At 73.6% G+C, this 24,075-nt stretch carries 21 protein-coding genes; 13 read left to right on the forward strand and 8 right to left on the reverse strand.

From position 1 onward, the window contains the following. Positions 1-20: 20 nt before the first annotated feature. The 8 genes from ACE1OC_RS11430 (at position 21) to ACE1OC_RS11465 (ending at position 6,346) form a co-directional block, all read left to right on the forward strand. Positions 21-806, forward strand: a complete 786-nt coding sequence (locus ACE1OC_RS11430; RefSeq protein ID WP_274549841.1) for an amino acid ABC transporter ATP-binding protein — start codon at positions 21-23, stop codon at positions 804-806. 96 nt (positions 807-902) lie between these two features. Next, positions 903-1,757 carry a glutamate ABC transporter substrate-binding protein gene (locus tag ACE1OC_RS11435; protein WP_407836946.1) on the forward strand — a complete coding sequence of 285 codons (855 nt, stop codon included), beginning with the start codon at positions 903-905 and terminating at the stop codon, positions 1,755-1,757. A 116-nt stretch (positions 1,758-1,873) separates the two neighbouring features. Further along, positions 1,874-2,548 (forward strand): amino acid ABC transporter permease, encoded by a 675-nt coding sequence (locus ACE1OC_RS11440; protein WP_407836947.1) that lies wholly within the window; start codon positions 1,874-1,876, stop codon positions 2,546-2,548. Continuing rightward, complete coding sequence (locus tag ACE1OC_RS11445; protein ID WP_407836948.1) at positions 2,545-3,432, forward strand: amino acid ABC transporter permease; 888 nt, start codon at positions 2,545-2,547, stop codon at positions 3,430-3,432. The genes ACE1OC_RS11440 and ACE1OC_RS11445 overlap by 4 nt, the downstream gene beginning before the upstream one ends. Positions 3,433-3,644: 212 nt before the next feature. Further along, positions 3,645-5,228, forward strand: coding sequence for an FAD-dependent oxidoreductase (locus ACE1OC_RS11450; protein ID WP_407836949.1), 1,584 nt, complete (start codon positions 3,645-3,647; stop codon positions 5,226-5,228). A 32-nt stretch (positions 5,229-5,260) separates the two neighbouring features. Then, positions 5,261-5,347: a putative leader peptide gene (locus ACE1OC_RS11455; protein ID WP_311318651.1), complete on the forward strand. Its 87-nt coding sequence runs from the start codon at positions 5,261-5,263 to the stop codon at positions 5,345-5,347. 76 nt (positions 5,348-5,423) lie between these two features. Then, the gene (locus ACE1OC_RS11460) at positions 5,424-5,969 is read left to right on the forward strand and encodes a cysteine dioxygenase (protein WP_407836950.1); all 546 of its coding nucleotides are present in this window, start codon (positions 5,424-5,426) and stop codon (positions 5,967-5,969) included. Then, positions 5,960-6,346, forward strand: coding sequence for a rhodanese-like domain-containing protein (locus ACE1OC_RS11465; RefSeq protein WP_407841534.1), 387 nt, complete (start codon positions 5,960-5,962; stop codon positions 6,344-6,346). The genes ACE1OC_RS11460 and ACE1OC_RS11465 overlap by 10 nt, the downstream gene beginning before the upstream one ends. A 538-nt stretch (positions 6,347-6,884) precedes the next feature. Here the strand turns inward: ACE1OC_RS11465 and ACE1OC_RS11470 are convergent. From ACE1OC_RS11470 to recA, 3 genes are all read right to left on the reverse strand, one after another. Then, positions 6,885-9,431 carry an FtsX-like permease family protein gene (locus ACE1OC_RS11470; RefSeq protein WP_407836951.1) on the reverse strand — a complete coding sequence of 849 codons (2,547 nt, stop codon included), beginning with the start codon at positions 9,429-9,431 and terminating at the stop codon, positions 6,885-6,887. 122 nt (positions 9,432-9,553) lie between these two features. Beyond that, a complete protein-coding gene (recX, locus tag ACE1OC_RS11475) occupies positions 9,554-10,207 on the reverse strand; it encodes a recombination regulator RecX (protein WP_407836952.1) in 654 nt (217 codons plus the stop codon). A 3-nt stretch (positions 10,208-10,210) separates the two neighbouring features. Next, the gene (recA, locus tag ACE1OC_RS11480; RefSeq protein WP_407836953.1) at positions 10,211-11,326 is read right to left on the reverse strand and encodes a recombinase RecA; all 1,116 of its coding nucleotides are present in this window, start codon (positions 11,324-11,326) and stop codon (positions 10,211-10,213) included. Between the two features lie 184 nt (positions 11,327-11,510). Between recA and ACE1OC_RS11485 the strand changes: the two genes are divergently transcribed. Both ACE1OC_RS11485 and ACE1OC_RS11490 read left to right on the forward strand, forming a co-directional pair. Further along, on the forward strand, positions 11,511-12,077 hold the full coding sequence (locus tag ACE1OC_RS11485) for a 2'-5' RNA ligase family protein (RefSeq protein ID WP_407836954.1): 567 nt from the start codon (positions 11,511-11,513) through the stop codon (positions 12,075-12,077). A gap of 101 nt (positions 12,078-12,178) precedes the next feature. Then, positions 12,179-12,940, forward strand: coding sequence for a Clp protease N-terminal domain-containing protein (locus ACE1OC_RS11490; protein ID WP_407836955.1), 762 nt, complete (start codon positions 12,179-12,181; stop codon positions 12,938-12,940). On the opposite strand, the gene ACE1OC_RS11495 is transcribed toward ACE1OC_RS11490, so the two are convergent. Then, entirely contained in the window at positions 12,888-13,982 is a 1,095-nt protein-coding gene (locus ACE1OC_RS11495; protein ID WP_407841535.1) for an AI-2E family transporter, read from the reverse strand. The genes ACE1OC_RS11490 and ACE1OC_RS11495 overlap by 53 nt on opposite strands. Positions 13,983-14,286: 304 nt before the next feature. Then, positions 14,287-14,481 (reverse strand): DUF3046 domain-containing protein, encoded by a 195-nt coding sequence (locus tag ACE1OC_RS11500; RefSeq protein WP_254386113.1) that lies wholly within the window; start codon positions 14,479-14,481, stop codon positions 14,287-14,289. A gap of 81 nt (positions 14,482-14,562) precedes the next feature. Here ACE1OC_RS11500 and ACE1OC_RS11505 point away from each other — a divergent pair, with 81 nt between their 5' ends. Beyond that, positions 14,563-15,561, forward strand: a complete 999-nt coding sequence (locus ACE1OC_RS11505; protein ID WP_407836956.1) for a hypothetical protein — start codon at positions 14,563-14,565, stop codon at positions 15,559-15,561. Here ACE1OC_RS11505 and ACE1OC_RS11510 read toward each other — a convergent pair. The 3 genes from ACE1OC_RS11510 to ACE1OC_RS11520 all read right to left on the reverse strand — a co-directional run bounded on the left by ACE1OC_RS11510 (position 15,530) and on the right by ACE1OC_RS11520 (position 17,522). Continuing rightward, positions 15,530-15,838, reverse strand: coding sequence for an AzlD domain-containing protein (locus ACE1OC_RS11510; protein WP_407836957.1), 309 nt, complete (start codon positions 15,836-15,838; stop codon positions 15,530-15,532). The two genes, ACE1OC_RS11505 and ACE1OC_RS11510, sit on opposite strands and share 32 nt — an antisense overlap. Further along, positions 15,835-16,554 (reverse strand): AzlC family ABC transporter permease, encoded by a 720-nt coding sequence (locus tag ACE1OC_RS11515; RefSeq protein WP_351383885.1) that lies wholly within the window; start codon positions 16,552-16,554, stop codon positions 15,835-15,837. The genes ACE1OC_RS11510 and ACE1OC_RS11515 overlap by 4 nt, the downstream gene beginning before the upstream one ends. Before the next feature lie 119 nt (positions 16,555-16,673). Continuing rightward, complete coding sequence (locus tag ACE1OC_RS11520; RefSeq protein ID WP_407836958.1) at positions 16,674-17,522, reverse strand: AraC family transcriptional regulator; 849 nt, start codon at positions 17,520-17,522, stop codon at positions 16,674-16,676. Positions 17,523-17,602: 80 nt separating this feature from the next. On the opposite strand from ACE1OC_RS11520, the gene ACE1OC_RS11525 reads away from it, so the two are divergent. Beyond that, complete coding sequence (locus ACE1OC_RS11525) at positions 17,603-22,201, forward strand: ATP-dependent helicase (RefSeq protein ID WP_407836959.1); 4,599 nt, start codon at positions 17,603-17,605, stop codon at positions 22,199-22,201. Between the two features lie 960 nt (positions 22,202-23,161). Further along, positions 23,162-24,064 carry a DNA-formamidopyrimidine glycosylase family protein gene (locus tag ACE1OC_RS11530; RefSeq protein ID WP_407836960.1) on the forward strand — a complete coding sequence of 301 codons (903 nt, stop codon included), beginning with the start codon at positions 23,162-23,164 and terminating at the stop codon, positions 24,062-24,064. Positions 24,065-24,075 lie beyond the last annotated feature (11 nt).

Consider the following 24,075-nt stretch of genomic DNA (forward strand, 5'->3'; position numbering starts at 1 on the left):
GAGGACGGAGCCACAAGCCGATGAGCGGAGTATCAGTGACCAAGGACGTGCGGGACGCGGCCGGTGCCGCGGACGACCTGGTCGTGCTGAGCAACGTCAACAAGCACTTCGGCGCGCTGCACGTGCTTCAGGACATCGATCTGAGCATTGCCCGCGGTGAGGTCGTCGTGGTGATCGGCCCTTCGGGGTCGGGCAAGTCCACGCTGTGCCGGACCATCAACCGCCTGGAGACGATCGATTCGGGCAGCATCACCGTCGACGGCAAGCAACTGCCGTCGGAGGGCAAGGCGCTGGCGAAGCTGCGTGCCGATGTGGGCATGGTCTTCCAGTCGTTCAACCTCTTCGCGCACAAGACGGTGCTGCAGAACGTGATGCTGGGCCAGCTCAAGGTCCGCAAGGCGGACCAGGCGGCGGCGCTGGAGAAGGCCAAGTCCCTCCTCGACCGGGTGGGTGTCGGCTCGCAGGCCGACAAGTACCCGGCCCAGCTCTCGGGCGGGCAGCAGCAGCGCGTTGCGATCGCCCGTGCCCTGGCGATGGACCCGAAGGTGATGCTCTTCGACGAGCCGACCTCGGCCCTCGACCCGGAGATGATCAACGAGGTGCTGGAGGTCATGCAGCAGCTCGCCCGGGAGGGGATGACGATGGTCGTCGTCACGCACGAGATGGGCTTCGCCCGCTCCGCCGCCAATCGAGTGGTCTTCATGGCCGACGGAAAGATCGTCGAAGAGGCCACGCCCGAGCAGTTCTTCAGCAACCCGCGGAGCGACCGGGCCAAGGACTTCCTCTCGAAGATCCTGCACCACTGACCTTCGTATCTGGTAGTGATCCGGTGACGGATCGTCGTCCAGCACGCACGCCTCACTTCACAGCCGTCTCACGTCTCACTTCGAGGGAAGTCCACCATGAAGCTCTCCAAGGTCGGCGCGGCCGCCGCCGTCGCCGTTGCTCTCGCCCTGACCGCGACCGCCTGTGGCAGCGGCGACAGCACCAAGCCCGGTGACACGGGCTCCTCGGCCGGTGCCAAGAAGGACAAGATCGTCATCGGCATCAAGTTCGACCAGCCGGGTGTGGGCCTCAAGACCCCCGACGGCAAGTTCACGGGCTTCGACGTGGACGTGGCGACGTACGTGGCCAAGGAGCTCGGCTACGAGCCCGACCAGATCGAGTTCAAGCAGGCCGTCAGCGCCGAGCGCGAGAACCTGATCTCCAACGGCGACGTGAAGCTGGTCGTGGCGAGCTACTCGATCAACGACAAGCGCAAGGAGAAGGTCGACTTCGCCGGCCCGTACTTCCTCGCGCACCAGGACCTGCTGGTCCGCGCCGACGACACCTCGATCACCAAGGCCGAGGACCTGAACAAGAAGAAGCTCTGCTCGGTCACCGGCTCCACGTCGGCGCAGAACGTCAAGACCAAGCTGGCCCCCGAGGCCGACCTCCTGGAGCTGGGCGGCTACTCCGAGTGCCTGACCGGCCTGGAGAACAAGAAGGTCGACGCCCTGACCACGGACAACTCGATCCTGGCCGGCTACGCGGCGCAGGACAAGAACAAGGGCAAGTTCAAGCTGGTCGGGCTGAGCCTGAGCAACGAGAACTACGGCATCGGTCTGAAGAAGGGCGACAAGGAGCTCCAGACCAAGGTCAACGCCGCCATCAAGAAGATGGAGGCGGACGGCGCCTGGGCCAAGGCCATCGAGAAGAACTTCGGCCCGTCCGGCTACAAGGCCGAGCCGGCTCCCGCGGTCACCGAAGGCAGCTGACCCGGCGGCCGGTCCGCCGGCCGATCCATCGGTGAGGAGCGTCGCCGCCCGCCTGCCGCGGGCGGCGCCGTTCCCCACCGGCCAACCTGGCCATCCTGGGGAGAGCGCAGGCCATCGTGTTCGATTTTCTTGATTCCGGGCAGTACGACGTGCTCGGAGCCTTCTGGGTGACGGTTCAGCTCACCCTCTACTCGGCCGTCGGGTCCCTGATCTGGGGCACCGTACTGGCCGGGATGCGGGTCAGTCCGGTCCCGCTGATGCGGGGCTTCGGCACCGCGTACGTCAACCTCGTGCGCAACACCCCGCTGACCGTGCTGATCCTCGGCTGTTCGCTGGGCCTCAGCCAGACCCTCGGCGTCACGCTCGGCGGCGGCACCTTCAAGGAGATCGGTTTCCGGCTCGCGGTCCTCGGGTTCATCGCCTACACCAGCACCTTCGTCTGCGAGGCGATCCGCTCCGGCATCAACACCGTCCCGGTCGGCCAGGCCGAGGCATCCCGGGCCCTGGGCATGAGCTTCCTCCAGACGCTCACCCTGATCGTGCTCCCCCAGGCCTTCCGCGCCGTCGTCGCACCGCTCGCCAACGTGCTGATCGCCCTCACCAAGAACACCACGGTGGCGGCGGCGATCGGTGTGGCCGAGGCAGCGCTGCTGATGAAGGAGGTGGTCGAGAACGAGCCGCAGGACCTCTTCGCCGTCTTCGGCGTCTTCGCCCTCGGATTCGTCCTTCTGACCCTGCCCACCGGCCTGCTCCTGGGCTGGGTGGCCAAGCGAGTGGCGGTGAAGCGATGACCTCGGTGCTGTACGACGCCCCCGGCCCCCGCGCCAAGGTCCGCAACTGGATCTACAGCGGCGTCTTCCTCGCGGCGGCCGCCGCCCTCGCCTGGTGGGTGCTGTCCTCCCTCGCGGACCAGAACCAGCTCGACGCCGACAAGTGGAGCCCCTTCGTCGAGGGCCAGGTGTGGACGACGTTCCTGCTCCCGGGACTCGGCGAGACCCTGCGGGCCGGCGCCATCGCCATGGTGATCGCCCTGCCGCTCGGCGCCGTGCTCGGCATCGGCCGGCTCTCCGACCACACGTGGGTCCGCAGCATCGTGGGCGCCTGGGTCGAGTTCTTCCGGGCCATCCCGGTGCTGATGCTGATGCTCTTCGGCTCCGCCTTCTACGTGCAGTACACCGGCGTGGACTCCGCGGTGCGGCCGCTGTACGCCGTGATCACCGGGCTGGTCCTCTACAACTCCGCGGTCATCGCCGAGATCGTCCGGGCCGGAGTCGAGTCGCTGCCGAGGGGCCAGACCGACGCCGCGAAGGCCATCGGCATGCGCAAGGGCCAGGTCATGACCCACGTCCTCATCCCGCAGGCCGTGACCGCGATGCTGCCGGCGCTGGTCAGCCAGCTCGTGGTGATCCTCAAGGACACCGCGATCGGTGGTGCGGTACTGGGCCTCGCCGAACTGCTGTCCACGTACCGGCAGATCTCGGCGAACTACAGCAACATCATCCCGACCCTGATCGTGATCGCGGCGATCTACATCGCGGTGAACTTCGCCCTCACCACCTTCGCCTCCTGGCTGGAGGGCCGCCTGCGCAAGTCGAAGCGGAGCACCGGCGCGATGGTCCCCGTCAGTCAGTTCGACGCGGGCGACAACGCGGGTGGCGGCGCCGGCGCCATCTGACCGGACCCCCGGCGGAGCATCGGACATCTGCCCGAACCCGGGTCCGACACCCGGCCTGACAGCCGGTCAGTACACTGGCGGGACACGTGTGGTGCGGCGGAACTCATCCGTCGCACCACTCGGCATTGTCCGGCCCGGCGTCACTTGACGCAGGCACCTCCAGTGGGTTGCATACGTTCTGTGATCACATACCGGACACCGGGAGCCACATCATGGACCCGGTGATCGTCGTCGGCGCGGGGCCCGTCGGGCTGTCCCTGTCCCTCGCCCTGGCCGGCCAGGGCGTGCCCTGCGTCGTGCTCGACGAGGGATCCGGCAAGGACGAACCCCGTCCCGCGCGCACCGTCGCCCTGCACGCCGACACCGCCGCGATGGTGCACCGGCTGGGCTGTACGACGCTGCGCGACGAGGGTGCGTACTACACCGCCTGGCGCACCATGCGGCGCGGCCGCGAGTCCCAGCGGATCACCTTCGAGGACGGCCCGGCCCCGATCCACCTGCCCCAGCACGCCCTGACCCGCGGGCTGCGCGACGCCGCAGCCGCGCATCCCCTGGTCCAGCTGATCACCGAGAGCAAACTCGACGCCCTGGAGCAGGACGACCGCGGAGTCACCGCCCACACCCGCGGCGCCGAGACCACGTGGTGGCGCGGCAGCCACCTGGTCGGCTGCGACGGGGCCCGCTCCACCGTGCGCAAGCTGCTCGGCATCCGCTTCCCCGGCCGCACCGCCGTCGAGCGGCACGCCGTGGCCGCCCTGCGCACCGAACTGCCGTGGCCGGGGGAAGCGTTGCTGGACCGCAGCCCGCCCGAGGAAGTCACCGCCCGGCCGCTGGCCGACGGGGTGTACCGGCTGGACTGGCTGCTCCCCTCACGCGGGGACCTGGTCACCCCCGACGCGCTGGTGACCCTCATCCGCGACAGCCTCGCGCTGTGGTGCGGGGGTACGACACCCCCGTACGAGCTCCTCGACACCGGGGTCCACACCCTGCACCACCGGCTCGCCCGGCGCTGGCGCGACGGCCGCTGCTTCCTCGCCGGGGACGCGGCGCACCTGCTCGGCGCGCTCGGCACCCAGGGCGTGGAGGAGGGCCTCCGGGACGCCGAGAACCTCGCCTGGAAGCTCTCCCTCGCCTGGCACCAGGGGGCCTCCGAGGAACTCCTCGACAGTTACGAGGCCGAGCGCCGCAGGGCGGTGGCCGCCCGGCTGCGCGCCGCCGACCAGGCCATGCCCGCGCTGCGCACCGGGGGCGGGCTGCGCACGTACCTCCCCGGAGCCTCGCGGGCCGCCGAACTCCTCCTGACCGACGGCCACTTGGGTCGCGGCCCGCTCGGCGCGGAGCCGGTGTACGCCCCGCCCGTGGCCGTCCACGACGTGCCCACCGCCACCGAGCCGGGCGGGTCCGTCGAGAACGTCCCGGTCACCGCGCCCGACGGCTCGACGGTGCCGCTGCGCGACCAGCTGGGACGGGGCCGGCTCCTCGTCGTCCTCGTCGCCCCGGGCACCGGGGTCTGGGACCGGCGGCACTGGGTGGGCGCCGGCCTGATGCCCCGCCTCGCGGCGGCCGTCTCCGCACTGCCGGTCCGGGCGGAACTGCTCGTGGCGGACGGCTACCCCGGGGCGGCGGCGCACACCGTGCTCCTCGTCCGACCGGACGGGCATCTCGCGGCCACCTTCGCCGGGGTCCAGCCGGCCGGGCTGTACGAGGCCGCCGACGCGGTCCGGCACGGCCCGTCGGCCGCCGTCCCCGCCCCGGCGTCCAGGAGCCTGCCGGCCGCCGCACCCGTGATCGATTGACCCTCCGGCCGAGTCGTGCTTCACTCGCGGACATGACCGGCAACGACGTACGCCTGTGGCGGAGGGTCCATATGGACCTGCTCCGCTACGCGGGCTGCGTGTGTCGCCCTTCCTGCTGATTCGCCCTTCCCACTTGCGCGCCCCCCATGCGGGTGTGCCGCGCGCTCTCGCGAACCCCCAGGACGGTCATCCTCCATGTCTGCACCCACGCACGCCCCTGCCCCGGCGACGGCTCCGGCCGCCACCCCGGCCATCTCGGCTGCGGATCTCCTCGACTTCACCCGGCGCATCGCCTCCGACCCCGAACTGATCGCCTCCCTCCCCCTCGATCCCGAGGGCCGGACGTGGATCCGGCTCGACGGCCCGGGCGGCAGCGAGGCCTGGCTGATCGGCTGGCCGCCCGGCACCGGCACCGGCTGGCACGACCACGCCGAGTCGCGGGGCGCGTTCACCACCGCGCGCGGACACCTCACGGAGAACTCCCTCGCCGTCCGCCTCCCCTCGGAGGGCTGGCAGTCCCTCTCCCTGACCCCCGACGTCGACCGCACGCGCCGGCTGGGCGCGGGCACCGGGCGGGCCTTCGGCGAGCACCACGTGCACGAGGTGCTCAACGAGTCCGCGACCGAGCACGCGATCTCCGTCCACGCGTACTACCCGCCGCTGCCCCTGATCCGCCGCTACAGCCGCACCGGCCCGGTGCTCACGCTGGAGCAGGTCGAGCGTCCGGCGGACTGGCAGTGAGCGGCATCGACGCCCTCGTCGACCGGCTGCGGACCACGTACACCCGCGTGGACGCGGCCCAGGCGCACACGGAGTCCCTGACCGGGGCCCTGCTGGTCGACATCAGGTACCAGGCCCTGCGCGAGCGGGACGGACTGATCCCGGGCGCGCTGGTGGTCGAGCGCAACGAACTGGAATGGCGCCTCGACCCCGAAGGCTCCTACCGCCTCCCGGAGGCGGTGGACCACGACGTCCGCATCATCGTCATCTGCAACGAGGGCTACGCCTCCACCCTCGCGGCGGCCTCCCTCCACACCCTGTCCCTCCGCAACGCGACGGACCTCACGGGCGGCTTCCAGGCCTGGAAAGCGGCGGGCCTGCCCGTGGTTCCTTCCTAACGCGCCGCTCACCGTTTCGACGCGGCGCTCACACCGCTGCGCGGGCTTCGCGTCGCTGCGCCGGGCACCTTCTTGACGCTCCGCTCGCACCGCTGCGCGGGCTTCGCTGCGCTGCGCCGGACTCCGTCCGGCGGGGGCCGGTGGGCGGGTGCGCGGGGGTAGGCCCTGCGGGGCGAGGTCCCCTACCCGCCCTTCCACCGTTCCCCGGGGGCCGGCCCCCGGACCCCCGCGCCTCAAACGCCGGGAAAACCCAGCCTCGCCGGCGTTTGAGGCGCGGGGTCTGGGGCGGAGCCCCAGGGGGTCCGGGCGCAGCCCGGGGCCCCGCTTTCAGCCCGTCCGGCGTTTGAGGACCGGGGTCCGGGCAGCGCCCGTGGAACGGTGGAAGGGGGGGGTAGGGGACTCCTCGCCCCGCAGGGCCGAACCACCCGCCGGTGTCCGGGCCGACGCGGCCGCCCCCAGCCCCGCCCGCGCTCGAGAGGCGAGGGCCGGGAGCCGGGGGCCGGGGGCCGAGTCGGCACGGGCCCGTGGGGAGCCAGGGCTAGCCCTTGGCCGTCGCGAGGTCCACCGGGCGAGGGCGCATCGCCAGCCGCCCGGCGAAGCCCGTGGCGCACAGCGCCACCAGTCCCGCCCCGCCCACGACCACCCCGTACACCAGCGGCAGCACCACCGCGGCCGCCGTCCCCGTCATGCCCACGCTGAACGCGGTGAGGACCGCCAGCGAGATCCCCGACCCCAGCACCACCCCCATCAGGAGCACCGCCAGCGCCTCCACCCGCAACATCCCCCGCACCTGCCGCCGCGTCGCCCCCGCGAGCCTCAGCATCGCGAACTCCCGCAGCCGCTCCCCCGTGGACATCGCCAGCGTGTTGGCCACCGCGATCGCGGTGAAGGCCAGGACGAGCCCCATCGCCAGCAGGTTGATCTCCGACCCGGCCGCCTGCCGCTCCGCCCGCGCGCCGTCCACCTCGGCCGCCGACAGCACGGCCACGCCCGGGTACTCCCGTACGGCCGAGGCGAGTGCCTCCCGCGCCGCCGGCCCCGCCACCAGCACGCTCGAAGCCAGCGGATCGTCGACGTGCGCGGCCGTCAGGCCGTGCGGCAGCGCCACGTCCCCGAAGCCCAGCCCCCGCGCGTACACCGCGGACACGGTCAGGGTGACCGGCGTTCCGTCTCCCAGCGTCAGCGAGAGCGGGCTGCCCGGCTTCAGGCCCAGCTGGTCCGCGGCCAGTTCGCTCACCGCGACGCTCTGCTCCCCGAACCCCGCGAGGCTCCCGGCCGTCACGCCCGGGTCCCAGGTCCGGTCGAGCCCGGTCGGGGTCACGCCCTGCGCCGCGTACTTCGTCAGCCCCACCCGGATCGACGTGTGCACGATCTCGGTGGCCGCGAGGACCCCGGGGGTCCGGCGGATCCGCTCGGCGGCGGCGCCGGGAACCCCCGGCCCCCGGCCCTGGAGCACCCACTCGGCCCGTACTCCCTCACGGGCCTGCGCCCGGGCGGCGTCGCCGAGCGTCGGAGTGACGAAGAGCACGGTGCAGGCCATCCCGATCAGCAGGGTGAGCGGGGTGACGGCGGAGGCCATCCGGGTCGCGTTGCCGCGCAGGTTGGCGGTGGCCAGCCGGCCGCCCGGGCCGGCCAGCCGCAGCGGCCCGGCGAGCAGTGCGGCAGCGCCCTTGACGATCAGCGGGCCCAGCAGCGACACGGCTCCGGCGAGCACCACGACGGCGAGGAAGGTGACCGGAGTCGAGGCCGGCTCGGTGCGCAGGGTGCTGAGTACGGCGACCAGCACCACCCCGGCCGCCAGCAGCAGTGCTCCGGCGGTGAGCCGCGCCCACGCGGGCCGGTTCCGCTCGACGGCGGCCTCGGCCAGTGCTTCGGCGGGACGGACGCGGGCCACCCGGCGTGCGGTGATCCGGGCCGCGGCCCACGCTCCGAGCAGGCTCGCGCCGACGGCGGCGATCATCGGGAAGATCCCTGCGGTGCGCTCCAGGGTCACCGGGACGACCCCGGCGTCGACGAACCGTCCGTGCAGCCAGGCGGCCAGCGGCAGCCCGGCGAGGGCTCCGGCGATTCCGGCGGCGAGCCCCACGAGCAGCGCCTCACGGCCGATCATGCGCCGCAGCTGCTTGGGGGTGGCGGCGATGGCGCGGAGCAGGGCGAGCTCGCGGTGGCGCTGCTGGATCGACAGGGAGAAGGTGCCGACGACCACGAGGACCGCGACGAGGAGCGACGTACCGCCCATCGCGCCGCCCATGGAGACCAGCTTGATCCGGGCACCGGCCGCGTCGAGGAACTCCACGGGGCCCCGCCCGTCGCCGGTGGCCACCTGCGCGGTGGCGCCCTGGAGCACCTGGCGGATCCGTCCGGCCAGCTCGTCGGCGTCCACTCCGGCCCGGGGCAGTACCCCGATGGCGCTGACCCGGCCGTCGCGGACGGCGAGCCGCTGCGCCTCGGCGTCGCCGAAGAACAGCGCGCTCTGGTGCGCGAGGCTCCCGCCCGCCGCGTCCGCGATCCCGCTGACCGTGTAGGTCTTGGGCGCACCGGTGGACTGCACGGTGAGCTCGGAGCCGGGCTTCAGGGCGGCGCGGGCCGCGAGTCCGCGGTCGACGACGACCTCGTCACCACCCTGGGGGGCGCGGCCCTCGGCGAGCGTGAAGGGGGTGAGTGCGGCCGAGCTCCAGGCGTGCCCGTACGAGGGCTTCGCGCCTTCGCCGCCGGGGCCGCCCCGGGTGAGGGGTACGGCCTGGAAGGTGAGCTCGGGGACGGCCCGCTCGACTCCGGGCACCGCGCGGACGGTGTCCACGGTGGTGGCCGGCAGCCAGGCCCGTTCGGCGACGGGCTTGGCCTTGTGCTTCGTCTTGGTTTTGCCCTTCTTCTCCTTGACCGTCGTCGCATGGACGTTCTGGTCGGCGGAGACGACCACCGGGGCGCCCGCGTAGCGCTCGGTGGCGATCGTCCCGCGGAGTCCCGTCTCCAGGAGGGTTCCGCAGGCGGTCACGAGGGCCGCCGCGCACAGCAGGGCGAGGAAGGCGCCGAGGAAGCCGGCTTTGCGGTCCCGGACGGTCTGGAGTGCGTAGCGCAGCATCATGGGGAAAACTCTGCCGCCGGGGCCGCGTTGGGACATTGGAGCGCCCCGGCGTCCTCGGCCGGGGGCTAACCCCACCCCACGCGATCCGGCCCGGGCGCACCGCCCGTCCCGGCGTCACCCCGTCAGATCGTCAGGTCTTCGGCATCTTCGGAGTCCTCGCCCTCCGCCTCCAGTGCGCGGCGGACCACCCGCAGGGCCATGCCCTCGGGGTACCCCTTGCGGGCGAGCATTCCGGCGAGGCGCCGGATCCGCTTGTCCCGCTCCAGGCCCCGGGTCGCGCGGAGCTTGCGCTCCACGAGCTCCCGGGCGGTGTCCTCCTCCTGGTCGGAGTCCAGCTGTTCCAGGGCCTCCTGTACGAGGGTGGGTGCCACTCCCTTGGTACGGAGCTCCTGTGCGAGCGCCCGGCGGGCCAGTCCCCGGCCCCGGTGCCGGGACTCGACCCAGGCCCCGGCGAAGGCGGCGTCGTCGATCAGGCCCACCTCCTCGAACCGGGAGAGGACCTGCTCCGACACCTCCTCGGGGATGTCCCGCTTGGCCAGGGCATCCGCGAGCTGCCGCCGGGTGCGCGGCATCCCGGTGAGCAGGCGCAGACAGATCGCCCGCGCCTGCTCCTCGGGACTCTGGGGCGGCAGTTCCTGGCGGCCTTCCCGGCCTTCCCGGCCCTCCGCACGACGGCCTCCCCGGCCGCCGCTCTCGCGGCGGCCCCGGCGACTGCCCTCGCGGCGGTCCTCAGCGCCGTCCGCGCCGTCGGTGCCGCCCCTTTCCTGCTCCCACACGGGTCAGCTCTTGGCGACGGCGGCCTTGACCGCGGTCTTGGCCTTCGACGCGGGCGCGGGGACCGCGGCGGTCTCGGCGGACGCGTCCGCGCCGGCCTCGGCCGTGGCGGCAGCGGTGTCCTTGCGGATGCCGACGCCCAGCTTCTCCTTGATCTTGCGCTCGATCTCGTCGGACAGGGCGGGGTTGTCGCAGAGGAACTTGCGCGCGTTCTCCTTGCCCTGGCCGAGCTGGTCGCCCTCGTACGTGTACCAGGCACCGGCCTTGCGGACGAAGCCGTGCTCCACGCCCATGTCGATCAGGCCGCCCTCGCGGCTGATGCCGTGGCCGTAGAGGATGTCGAACTCGGCCTGCTTGAAGGGCGGCGCGACCTTGTTCTTGACGACCTTGACGCGGGTGCGGTTGCCGACCGCGTCCGTGCCGTCCTTGAGGGTCTCGATGCGCCGGATGTCGAGGCGCACGGAGGCGTAGAACTTCAGCGCGCGGCCACCGGTGGTGGTCTCCGGCGAGCCGAACATCACACCGATCTTCTCGCGGAGCTGGTTGATGAAGATCGCGGTGGTCTTGGACTGGTTGAGCGCACCGGTGATCTTCCGGAGGGCCTGGCTCATCAGACGGGCCTGGAGACCCACGTGCGAGTCGCCCATCTCGCCCTCGATCTCCGCGCGCGGCACGAGGGCCGCGACGGAGTCGATGACGATGAGGTCCAGCGCACCGGAGCGGACCAGCATGTCCACGATCTCCAGCGCCTGCTCGCCGGTGTCCGGCTGGGACAGGATGAGGTTGTCCGTGTCGACGCCGAGGGCCTTGGCGTACTCGGGGTCGAGCGCGTGCTCGGCATCCACGAAGGCCACGGTGCCGCCGGCCTTCTGCGCGTTGGCCACGGCATGCAGCGTCAGGGTCGTCTTACCGGAGGACTCCGGCCCGTACACCTCGATCACACGGCCGCGCGGCAGTCCGCCGACGCCGAGCGCGATGTCCAGCGCGGTCGATCCGGTGGGGATGACCTCGATGGGATCGTTCGGCTTGTCGCCGAGACGCATCACGGCACCCTTGCCGAACTGCCGTTCAATCTGTGCGAGCGCGGCTTCCAGAGCCTTCTCGCGGTCGTTGCCTGCCATGGGTTCCACCCGATTTGCTTGAGTCGATCGCTTCACGCCATTGACGCTAACGCCTGCCACTGACAACGCGGTCCCACGTCCGGTTTGGCTGTGGATAACCAATAAGAATGCGTGTTCGATTTCCCTGTCAAGCGCGCCACGCCGGACCCGTCCGCCCCACTGGCGGCTGACATGATCCACCCCCATGAAGGACACCGCGGACGGCACCACCTCCAGCATGTTCCCCGCCGGGCGCACCGCGCTCATCGTGCGGATACCCGAAGCGGAACCCGCCGTCCGGATCTGGCGGGACCGGATCGACCCCGCGGCCCGGTCCGGGGCCGGGGTGCCGGCACACGTGAGCGTGCTCTACCCGTTCCTCCCGGAGGGCCTGATCGACGCCTCGGTCCACGCCGGGATCACCGCGGCCCTGAGACCCCACCATGCCTTCGACCTGCGCTTCGAGCGGACCGGCCGATTCCCGGGGATGCTCTACCTCGCCCCCGACCCGGACGCCCCGCTGCGCCGGCTGACCCGCGCGCTCACCGACCGCTGGCCGGACGTCAAGCCCTACGGCGGCCGCTACGGGGACCCGGCCCCGCACCTCACGGTGGCCCAGCGTGTCCACGAGGCGGACCTGGACGCCGCCGAGGCCGACCTGAACGGCCGACTCCCCCTCGCCGCCCGCGTCCGCAGCGTCGACCTGGTGGCCTACGACGGGACGGCCTGGCGGGAGCGCGCGAGCTTCGCGCTGCGGGAGCCGGAAGCGTAACGACCCGAGAGCGACGGCCCGAGAGTGCGGTCCGAGAGTGACGGTCCGAGAGTGACAACCCAGGGTTGACGCCCCTTCGACTGTCAACCTAGGGTTGCCTCATGACGAACCCTTCGGTGGAACCCGTTCGCATGACCAATCCGGTACGCCTCGACGACCTCATCGAGGCCATCAAGAAGGTCCACACCGACACCCTGGAGCAGCTCAGCGGCGCAGTCGTCGCCGCCGAGGCCCTCGGGGACGTCGCCGACCACCTCATCGGCCACTTCGTCGACCAGGCCCGCCGCTCCGGCGCCTCCTGGACCGACATCGGCCGCAGCATGGGCGTCACCCGCCAGGCCGCCCAGAAGCGCTTCGTGCCCAAGGCCGACAAGGAGGGTGACCCCGGGCTCGACCCGAGCCAGGGCTTCGGCCGCTTCACGCCCCGCGCCCGCAACGTGGTCGTGACCGCGCAGAACGAGGCCCGCGCCGCGAGCAACACCGAGATCCGCACCGAGCACCTCGTCCTCGGCCTGCTCGCCGAACCCGACGGCCTCGCCGCCCACGCCATCGCCGACCAGGGCGTCACGGCCGACGACGTGCGCGCCGCCGCGACCGCCGGCCTGCCCCCGGCCGCGGCGGAGCTCCCCGCCCTGGTCCCCTTCGACGCCTCCGCGAAGAAGGCCCTGGAGCTCACCTTCCGCGAGGCCCTGCGCCTCGGCCACAACTACGTGGGCACCGAGCACGTCCTGCTCGCGCTCCTGGAGCTGGAGAACGGAACGGGAACGCTCAGCGGCCTCGGCGTGGACAAGGACGCCGTCGAGAACTGGGTCAACGACGCCCTGGCAGCCGTACTCGCCTCCGCGGACGAGGCCGGGAAGTAGAGGCGTCCGCGTCGCCCGTCAGCGCGTACCGCTTCACGTACGCGCCGAGGAAGGCCTGCATCGTGGCGACGGCCGGGATCGCGATGAGCGCCCCGACCGCGCCCAGCAGGGCGGTGCCCGCGATGACCGATCCGAAGGCCACCGCCGGGTGGATGTCCACCGTCTTCGACGTCAGCTTCGGCTGGAGCACGTAGTTCTCGAACTGCTGGTACACCACCACGAATCCGAGGACGTACAGCGCGTACCAGGGGTTGACCGTGAAGGCGAGCAGCATCGGCAGCGCACCCGCCAGGTAGGTGCCGATGGTGGGGATGAACTGCGACACCAGCCCCACCCACACCGCGAGCGCGGGCGCGTACGGCACGCCCAGCACCGCGAGGACGATGTAGTGCGCGATCCCGGAGATCAGCGCCATCAGCCCGCGCGAGTAGAGGTATCCGCCCGTCTTGGTGACGGCGATCTCCCACGCCCGCAGCACCTCCGCCTGCTTCCTGGGCGGGAGTACGGAGCACAGCGCGCGGCGCAGTCGCGGCCCGTCGGCGGCGAAGTAGAAGGAGAACAGACCGATCGTCAGCAGCTTGAACAGTCCGCCGAGCACGGTGGCGGACACGTCGAGCACGCCGCTCGCGCTGTTCTGCACGTACTTCTGCAGCCAGTCGGAGTGCAGCAGGCTGTCCTGGATGTCCAGCCGGGACAGGTCCGTGTGGAAGGTGTCGTTGATCGAGCCGATCAGCGAGTCGAGATAGCCGGGGAAGCCTTCCACCAGGTCGATGATCTGCGCGGCGAGGACCGAGCCGAGCAGGACGACGAATCCGACGGCCGCGACGAACACCCCGAGGAACACCAGGAAGGTGGCGAGCCCGCGGCGCATGCCGCGGGCCGCCATCCGGGCCACGGCCGGTTCTATCGCGAGCGCGAGGAAGAACGCGATCAGGATGTTGACGAGCAGCCCGATGAGCTGGTGGAAGGCCCAGCTGCCCAGCTGGAAGCAGGCCACCAGGGCAAGGACGAGGAGCACCGCGCGCGGCAGCCAGCGCGGCATCCGGGCGTCCGCCGCCGTGCCCTCGGCGGGGACCGGCGCTCCCGGGTCCCCCGCCCGGGGAACCCCTGCCGAGGGTTCTCCCGCGTCCACCGGGGTCGCCGGGCCGGGCGGATGAGCGCGCCGGGGGCCTTCGGGCTGGTCGGTCGTCTCTTCGGTGGCTGCCACGCCGCCAGTCTGTCCCACGGGCGCCGCGTACCGCGAAGCGGTCGCTCGTGCCCACCCGCGCAGCGCTCGCCCGAGCCTCGCCCGGTCCGGCCGCCGGCCCGCGCGCGGGTCGCCCCGCCCGGGCCCTGCCCATGCCCTGCTAGCGCAGCGAGGCCGGCACGTCCACGGCCGAACACACCGCGCGCCACACGTCCTTGGTCTCCCAGCCCGCGTCCAGCGCCTCGTGGACGGTGCGTCCCCCGAGCTCCGTCATGACGTGGTCCCGCGCGAAGGAGTCCGCGTAGCCCGCACCGAAGTGCTCGGCCATCCGCTCCCAGAAAATCGTCAACCGCATGCCTCCAGTATCCCGCCCCGGAGAGTGGCCCCGCCCCGTTCGGGCCACGTCGGCGCAGTCCGGGCCCCTACGGTTCCTGGCATGCCTGGAGACGAAGCGTGCGCCCCGGCGGCGACGACCGCAACGACCGCGCCGAGCGCGCCGACGGCGACGAGCGCACTGGCCCGCGCCGAGCAGTTCATCTGGCTCACGGCCCGCGTGCTGGAGCAGCGGCGGTTCGCGTTCCACTTCCTCGGCGGGGACGCGGACCCGGTCGATGCGGCCCTCGGCGCCCACCTCGGCGGCGACGGCGGCTACGGCCACGCCCTCGACCCGGATCTGCGCGGCCCGCTGAGCCACCCGCTGCACACCGCCCACGCCCTGCGCGTCCTGGACGGCCTGGGCCGCTGCGCCGGACAGCGCATCGAGCGGCTCTGCGCCCACCTGGCCCGGGTCTCCACCCCGGACGGGGCGCTTCCGGCGACCGCTCCGGCCTCCGGCGGCTATCCGGCGGCCCCCTACCACCCGCTGCAGGACGATCCGCCGGGCGACCTGCTGGCCACCGGCCCCGTCGTGGGGATCCTGCACCGCAACCGGGTGTGGCACGCGTGGCTGTTCCGGGCCACGGACTTCTGCTGGGACCGGGTGGAGAACCTGCGCCACTGGAACCCGTACGAGGTCCAGGGCGCGGTGGCCTTCCTCGACGGGGTGCCCGACCGGTCCCGGGCCGCGGCGGCCGCCGACCGGCTGGGGCGCCTCGTCCGCGACGATCGGCTCGTCGTACTGGACCCCGCGCGGCAGGACGCGTACCCGCCGGTCCCCGGCCGCGCGCCGGACGAGCACCTGTACCCGTACGACTTCGCCCGCCGCCCGGAGTCCCTCGCCCGCGGCTGGTTCACGGACGCGGAGCTGTACGGCTCGCTGCGCTTCCTGGCCGGCCTGCAGCAGCCGGACGGCGGCTGGCCGGTGCACCGCGGCGCGTGGGCGCCGGGCAGCTCGCTGGAGCGGCGCCCGATCGCCACGCTGGAGGCGCTGCTGACCCTGCGCGCGTACGGCCGGCTCCCCGGCCCTAGCCTCCCAGGGCCCGCAGCCCCGCGGTGACGGCGACGGCCGCCGCGACCACGACGAGGAACGGGGCCCGCAACACCAGCGCGACCGCGGCGGCCGCGAGCCCGGCCGCGCGTGCGTCGAGCACGAGTTCCTGGCCGGTGGCGAAGGTCTGCTGCGCGGTGAGCGCGGCGAGCAGCGCGACCGGCAGGAGCGCGGCGAGCTTGCGCACCGCGGGCCGCTCCAGGGCTCCGGCGGGGACGAGCAGTCCGGCGAGCTTCACGCCGTAGCAGCCGACGACGGTGATCCCGATGGCGATCCAGACGTTCACGGCCGGCGTCCCTTCATCCACAGCACGATCGGCGCGGCCAGCGCCGCGATCAGCACGGGCACCCCGGCGGGCAGTACGGGCAGCAGGCCCAGCCCGAGGACGAGGGCGAGCCCGGCGACGGCCCGCTCGGTGCCGGTCTTCAGCATCGGCGCGAGCAGCGCGAGGAACACGGCGGGCCCGGCGGCGTCCAGCCCCCACGCCCTGGTGTCCCCGATGGCCTCGGCGCCGAGCGCGCCGAGCAGGGTGGTGAGGTTCCACAGGGCGTAGAGGCTCAGCCCGGTCACGGTGAACCCGAGCCGCGCGGACTTCCGGTCGGGCTGGGCCAGGGCCACGGCGGTGGTCTCGTCGATCACCCAGTGCGCGGCGAACGGGCGCACGCCCTTGGGCAGCGCGAGCAGCTGGGACAGCCGCAGCCCGTAGAAGGCGTTGCGGGTCCCGAGGAAGAAGGCCCCGGCGGCGGCCGTGAACGGATTCCCGCCGGCGGCCAGGGCTCCGACCAGCGCGAACTGCGAGGCCCCGGTGAACACCAGCAGGCTCAGCACGCACGCCTGGAGGGTGCTGACCCCGGACCCGGCGGCGGTCACCCCGAAGGCGAACCCCGACAGACCGACCGCCACTCCGACACCGAGCGCGTCCCGGACCACGGCGGCGCGCGGCTTGTCCACCGCGGGCGCCCCGCCGGGTACCTCCCGATCGGGTCCTTCTCGTATGACCATCCTCTGTTCTCCCACGCCCCGAAAATTACGTGGCCCCGCCATCCCGGTCTTGTACGTTCTTGCACCCGCGCCGGGCACGCCGGCCGGCCGGCAGCTCACCCGTGTCCATGATCCGGACCCTAACCGGCCGCCCGCCCCCGCCGGTACGCCCCCGGGGGCACCCCCACGATGCGGGTGAAGTGCCGGTTCAGGTGCGGCTGGTCGGTGAAGCCGACGGTGGCGGCCGCCTCCGCCGGGGGGATCCCCGCGTCGAGCAGCCGGCGTGCCCGCCGGACCCGGGCGTCGGTCAGCCAGGTGTGCGGGGGCATGCCGTACCGGTCCCGGAAGGCGCGCAGCAGGGCGAAGGGGCTGGTCCCCAGCTCCGCCGCGAGCTGCTCCAGGGACGGGGGCTCCCCCATCCGGTCCTCCAGTACGGCCCGGGCCCGCTCCGCGTCGGCGGCGCCCGCGCGGCCCGCCGTACGGACGGGCAGCGGCCCGGCGTGCCGGGTCAGCATCCGGGCCACCACCCCGCGCAGCAGGGTGTCGGCGGCCAGCGCGTTCCCGGCCTCGGCGGCGCGGTGGACCTCGGCGATGGCCCGCGAGGCCTGCGGGTCGGCGACCATGGCGGCGGTGAAGCCGGGGGTCCCGCGCAGGGTCCCGATCTCGGTGGCGACCTCGGTGATCAGCGCACGGGAGGGGTAGAGGGTGGCGTAGGCCCAGCCCTCGGGGACCCCGGCGCGGGCGGTGTGCGGGACCTCGGGGTTGATCAGGACCACGCTGCCGGGCCCGGCGCGCAGCGTGTCTCCGGGCAGGCCGATCTCCTCGATGCCGCCGGTGACGGCCGCGATGACGTACCCGTCGTGGGCGTGGCGCGGGAAGGTGTGGCGCACGTAGTGGGCACGCAGCAGGTCCAGCCCGGGCAGTTCCGCGTACTGCCAGTGCCGCGCCCACTCCCGGCGGCCCTCGTCCGCTCCGGTCCCGGTCCCCATCCCCCCATTCTGCGCCCGGCCCGTCCAGGGTGTTTCCACAGGTCCGGCCGGTTGTCAGTGGGCGGGTGCACGATGGGGGCATGTCCGGTACTGCGCTCGACTCGTTCTCCCCCGCGACCCGTTCCTGGTTCACGGGGGCCTTCGTCTCGCCCACCGCCGCCCAGGAGGGCGCCTGGCGGGCCATCGGTGCGGGCTCGGACGTGCTGGTGGTGGCCCCCACCGGCTCCGGCAAGACGCTGGCCGCCTTCCTCGCCGCCCTCGACCAGCTCGCCTCGACCCCGCCCCCGGCGGATCCGAAGAAGCGCTGCCGGGTGCTGTACATCTCGCCCCTGAAGGCCCTGGCGGTGGACGTGGAGCGCAACCTCCGCAGCCCGCTGACCGGTATCCGGCAGGAATCGGTGCGCCTCGGCCTGCCCGAGCCCGAGATCCGGGTCGGGATCCGCTCCGGCGACACCCCGCCGGCCGAGCGGCGCGCGTTGGTGACCCGGCCGCCGGACATCCTGATCACCACGCCCGAGTCGCTGTTCCTGATGCTGACCTCGGCCGCCCGCGAGGCCCTGTCCGGGATCGAGACGGTGATCCTGGACGAGGTGCACGCGGTCGCCGGCACCAAGCGCGGCGCCCATCTCGCGCTGTCCCTGGAGCGGTTGGACGAGCTGCTGCCCCGCCCCGCGCGCCGGATCGGCCTGTCGGCGACGGTCCGCCCGGTGGAGGAGGTGGCCCGCTACCTCGCTCCGCGCGGCAAGGTGGAGATCGTCCAGCCGCCCTCGACCAAGGAGTTCGACCTGTCGGTGGTCGTCCCGGTCGAGGACATGGGCGAGTTGGGCGGCTCCCCCGCCACCGAGGGCAAGGAGGGCGGCGACAAGCCCTCCATCTGGCCGCACGTGGAGGAGCGGATCGCCGATCTGGTCCAGGCCCACCGGTCCACCATCGTGTTCGCCAACTCCCGCCGCCTCGCCGAGCGCCTGTGCAACCGGCTCAACGAGATCGCGTACGAGCGTGCCGTGGGCGGCCCGCTGCCCGAGGGCCCGCCCCCGGCCGAGATCATGGCCCAGTCGGGCGCCGCCCAGGGTGCCCCGCCGCTGATGGCCCGCGCCCACCACGGCTCGGTGTCCAAGGAGCAGCGGGCACTGGTGGAGGAGGACTTGAAGGCGGGGCGGCTGCCCGCCGTGGTCGCCACCTCCAGCCTGGAGCTCGGCATCGACATGGGCGCCGTGGACCTCGTCATCCAGGTGGAGTCCCCGCCGTCGGTGGCCTCCGGGCTGCAGCGGGTGGGCCGGGCCGGGCACCAGGTGGGCGCGGTCTCCACCGGGGTCGTCTTCCCCAAGTACCGGGGCGACCTCGTCCAGGCGGCCGTGGTCACCGAGCGGATGCGCACGGGCTCGATCGAGTCCCTGCGGATCCCCTCCAACCCGCTGGACGTCCTGGCCCAGCAGCTCGTCGCGATGACCGCGATGGACACCTGGCAGCTCGACGACCTGCTCGCCCTGGTGCGCCGGGCGGCCCCCTTCGCGGCGCTGCCCGACTCGGCCTTCACGGCGGTGCTGGACATGCTGGCCGGCCGCTATCCCTCGGACGCGTTCGCCGAGCTCAGGCCCCGGGTGGTGTGGGACCGCGTCGCCGGTACGATCACCGGCCGGCCCGGCGCCCAGCGGCTCGCGGTCACCTCCGGCGGGACCATCCCGGACCGCGGGCTCTTCGGCGTGTTCCTGGCCGGGTCGGACCCGAAGAAGGGCGGCGGCCGGGTCGGCGAGCTCGACGAGGAGATGGTCTACGAGTCCCGCGTCGGCGACGTCTTCACCCTCGGCACCACCTCGTGGCGGATCGTGGACATCACCCGCGACCGCGTCCTGGTCACGCCCGCCCCCGGGGTCCCGGGCCGCCTCCCGTTCTGGAAGGGCGACCAGCTGGGCCGTCCGCTGGAACTGGGCCGCGCGGTCGGCGCGTTCCTGCGCGAGCTCGGCGGCCTGACCGCCGAGGACGCCCGACTGCGCCTGCTGGCGGCGGGCCTGGACGCCTGGGCCGCCGAGAACGTCCTGTCCTACCTCGCCGAACAGCGCGAGGCCTGCGGCCACGTACCGGACGACCGGACCATCGTCGTCGAGCGGTTCCGCGACGAGCTCGGCGACTGGCGGGTCGTCGTCCACTCCCCGTTCGGCGCCCAGGTACACGCCCCCTGGGCGCTGGCGCTCGGCGCCCGCCTCTCCGAGCGGTACGGGATGGACGCGCAGGTCATGCACGCCGACGACGGCATCGTGCTCCGCCTCCCGGACGCGGACCTGCTGAACATGGACCTGGACCTACTGGACCACGACCCGGCAGGGAACAACTCCTCCTTCGACTTCGACGACGACAAACCCCCGCTGGGCGCGGCGGACGTCGCCTTCGACCACGGGGACGTCCAGCAGATCGTCACCGACCAGGTGGGCGGCTCCGCCCTGTTCGCCTCCCGCTTCCGCGAGTGCGCGGCCCGCGCCCTGCTCCTCCCGCGCCGCAATCCCGGCAAGCGCACCCCCCTGTGGCAGCAGCGCCAGCGCGCCTCGCAACTGCTCCAGGTGGCCTCCGAGTTCGGTTCGTTCCCGATCGTGCTGGAAGCCGTCCGGGAATGCCTGCAGGACGTCTTCGACGTGCCGGGCCTGACCGAGCTGATGGGAGACATCGAGGCACGCCGGGTCCGCCTCGTCGAGGTCACGACGCCCGAGCCCTCCCCCTTCGCCCGCTCCCTCCTCTTCGGGTACGTCGCCCAGTTCCTCTACGAGGGCGACTCGCCCCTCGCCGAGCGCAGGGCGGCCGCGCTGTCGCTGGACTCCCGGCTGCTGGCCGAGCTGCTCGGCCAGGCCGAGCTCCGCGAACTGCTCGACGCGGAGGTGCTGACGGAGCTGGAGCGGGAGCTCCAGTGGCTGACCCAGGACCGGCGGGCCAAGGACGCCGAGTCGGTGGCCGACCTGCTGCGCCTGCTGGGCCCGCTCACCCCGGCGGACCTGGCCGCCCGCGGGGCGGAGGCGGAGTGGGCGCCGTCCCTCGCCGCCTCCCGCCGGGCGATCCGGGTCCGGATCGCCGGCGAGGACCACTGGGCTGCCATCGAGGACGCCGGCCGGCTGCGCGACGCGCTGGGCACGGCGCTCCCGGTGGGCGTCCCGGAGGCGTTCACCGAGCCGGTGCAGGACCCCCTCGGCGACCTCCTGGCCCGGTACGCCCGCACCCACGGCCCCTTCACCACGGTCACCGCCGCCGCCCGCTTCGGGCTGGGCACGGCCGTGACGGACGGTGCGCTGCACCGGCTCGCGGCGGCCGGGCGGGTGGTGCAGGGCGAGTTCCACCCGGCGGGCATCGGCCAGGAATGGTGCGACGCCACGGTTCTGCGACGGCTGCGGCGCCGCTCCCTCGCCGCCCTGCGCCAGGAACTGGAACCGGTCCCGCCCGCCTCCCTGGCCACCTTCCTCCCCCAGTGGCAGCACGTCGGCAAAGCCCTGCGCGGCATCGACGGCCTGGCCCGCGCGATCGAACAGCTCCAGGGCGCCGCGGTTCCCGCCTCCGCCCTCGAACGCCTGATCCTCCCTTCCCGCGTGGCGGACTACTCCCCGACCCTGCTGGACGAGCTCACCACCACCGGCGAGGTCGTCTGGGCCGGCGCGGGCGCCCTGCCGGGCAAGGACGGCTGGATCTCCCTCTACCTCGCGGAGGCGGCCCCCCTCCTCGTCCCCCAGCCCCACCCCCTGGAGCTCACCCCGCTCCACGAAGCGGTCCTCTCCGCCCTCTCCGGCGGCTACGGCCTGTTCTTCCGCCAGCTCGCGGACCGGGCCCGCTCCCTGCACCCGGATGCCTCGGACGCGGACCTCTCCTCCGCCGTCTGGGACCTGGCCTGGTCGGGCCGCCTGACCAACGACACCCTGGCCCCCCTGCGCTCCCTCCTCGGCTCGGGCCGCACGGCGGGCGCCACCGCCCACCGTGCCCGCCGTACGATCCCCCGCGGCCGCTACGGCACCCTCACCGGCCCCGCCTCCCGTACGGGCCCGCCCACGGTGTCGGGCCGCTGGTCCCTGCTCCCGGTCCACGCCCCCGACCCGACGCACCGCGCACACGCCCTGGCCCGCACCCTGCTGGACCGCCACGGGGTGGTGACCCGGGGCGCGGTGGCCGCCGAAGGCGTGGAAGGCGGCTTCAGCGCGGTCTACCGCGTCCTCTCGGCCTTCGAGGACAGCGGCCAGGCCCGCAGGGGCTACGTGGTCGAAGGTCTGGGCGCGGCCCAGTTCGCCATGGACGGCGCGGTCGACCGCCTCCGCGCGGCCGAGCGCACCCCGCCCCCACTCGCCGCAGTGGTCCTGGCAGCCGCCGACCCGGCGAACGCCTACGGCGCGGCCCTCCCCTGGCCGGAGCCCCCGACCGGAGCCACCCACAAGCCGGGCCGCAAGGCGGGTTCCCTGGTCGTCCTGGTCGACGGCGAACTCACCCTCTACCTGGAGCGCGGCGGCAAAACCCTCCTCGCCTGGCCCGACCCGGAAGACCCCCGCCTCACAGCAGCCCTGACGGCCCTCACCACGGCCTCCCGCAACGGCACCCTCCCCACCCTCACGGTGGAACGCATCAACGCCGCCCCGTCCCTCACCTCCCCCTACGCCCCACCCACAGAAGCCACCGGCTTCCACGCCACCCCCCAAGGCCTCCGCCTCCGCCACTAACCCCCAACCAACCCGCCCCACGGCCCGAGCCCCCTTCCCCGCCCCAGAAGCAAGGCCCCACGACACACCCCCGAAGCCCCACCTCCCGCCCAGCCCGAGACGCCCCCGCAAGCAGATCCAAGGACGGACGCGGGAACGGGGGCCCCGGGAGAGATCCAGTACAGGCCCAGGGCGGCTCTGAGCGCAGGCCCGGGGCGGGTCTGGACGCAGGCCCAGGGCCGGACCGGCCGCAGGCCCAGGAACGGACCGGCCGCAGGCCCAGGAACGGGCCCGGACACGGACCAGAGGCGGGTCCAGGGCAGGCCCGGAAACGGGCCCGGCCGCAGCCCCGGCAAGTGGTCCGCACGCAGACCCGGGCGGGCCTCGGGACAGGCCCGCAGGGAGGCGGGGGGCGGGGGGCGGGGGCAGATCCGGCAACTGGTCCGGGCGCAGCCCCGGCAACGGGCCCCGGGGGCAGATCCGGCAACGCATCAGACCGCAGGCCCAGAACCGCTCCGGGCACAGCCCAGAGCGGACCCGGGGGCAGGCCCGGGAACGGGGCCCAGCCCCAGGGCGAGTCCAGAGGCAGGCCCGGGTCCGGGGCACAGCCGCAGGGCGGTCCAGGGCGCAGCCCCAAGGCACGGGCCCGGGGCACAACTCCAAGGCAGCCCCAAGGCGGATCCGGGGCACAGCCCCAAGGCGGGTCCGAGGCGCAGCCCCAGGGCGGGTCCGGGGCGCAGCCCCAGGGCGGGTCCGGGGCACAGCCCCAGGGCGGGTCCGGGGCACAGCCCCAGGGCGGGTCCGGGGCGCAGCCCCAGGGCGGGTCCGGGGCACAGCCCCAGGGCGGGTCCGGGGCACAGCCCCAGGGCGGGTCCGGGGCGCAGCCCCGGGGAACGGAGGAAGGGCGGGGCGGGGAGCAAGCACCGCGCAGCGGAGCCCCGGCCGCACGCCGCGAGCCCGACTCCGCAGGAGAATGAACGCATGCCCGAAGGCGACACCGTCTACCGCACCGCGGCCCGGCTCCGCGAAGCCCTAGCGGGCAAGCAACTCACCCGCTCCGACCTCCGCGTCCCCCGCTTCGCCACCGCAGACCTCACGGGCTTCACCACCCTGGAAGTCGTCCCCCGCGGCAAGCACCTCCTCATCCGCTTCGGCCCCTCGGCGGCACCCGCCACGGAGGCAGGACCCGGCACCGCCCCAGGAGCCACCCCCCACCCCCGCCTCACCCTGCACACCCACCTCCGCATGGACGGCACCTGGCGCATCCTCCCCACCAGGGGCACCACCGCCACCACGGGCACCACCGGCACCGGCACCACCACCGCCGCCACCACCCCACCCCGCCCACCCGGCCCCGCCCACGAAATCCGCGTCATCCTCGCCACCGCCGACCACACCGCCGTCGGCTACCGCCTCCCCGTCGTCGAACTGCTCCGCACCGCCGACGAGCGCCGCGCCGTCGGCCACCTCGGCCCCGACCTCCTCGGTCCCGACTGGGACGAGGCCACCGCCGCCGCGAACCTCCTCACCGCCCCCGCCCGCCCTCTGGGCGAAGCCCTCCTCGACCAGCGCAACCTGGCCGGCATCGGCAACGTCTACAAGGCCGAGCTCTGCTTCCTCGCCCAGGTCACCCCCTGGACCCCGGTGGGCGATCTGCCACCCAGCACGCTCCCCCGCCTCGCCGCCGCCGCGCACCGGCTCCTGGACGCGAACAAGGCCCGCCGCCGCAACACCACCGGCAGCCTCCGCCCCGGCCAGGACCTGTTCGTCTACGGCCGCGCCCACCGCCCCTGCCTGCGCTGCGGCACCCCCGTCCGCGAGGCTCCGCAGGACGACCGCCCCACGTACTGGTGTCCCCGTTGCCAATCCGGCCCGACGCCTTAGTTGACGCCCCG

The organism is Streptomyces stoeckheimensis, assembly GCF_045822005.1.
GTDB lineage: Bacteria > Actinomycetota > Actinomycetes > Streptomycetales > Streptomycetaceae > Streptomyces > Streptomyces stoeckheimensis.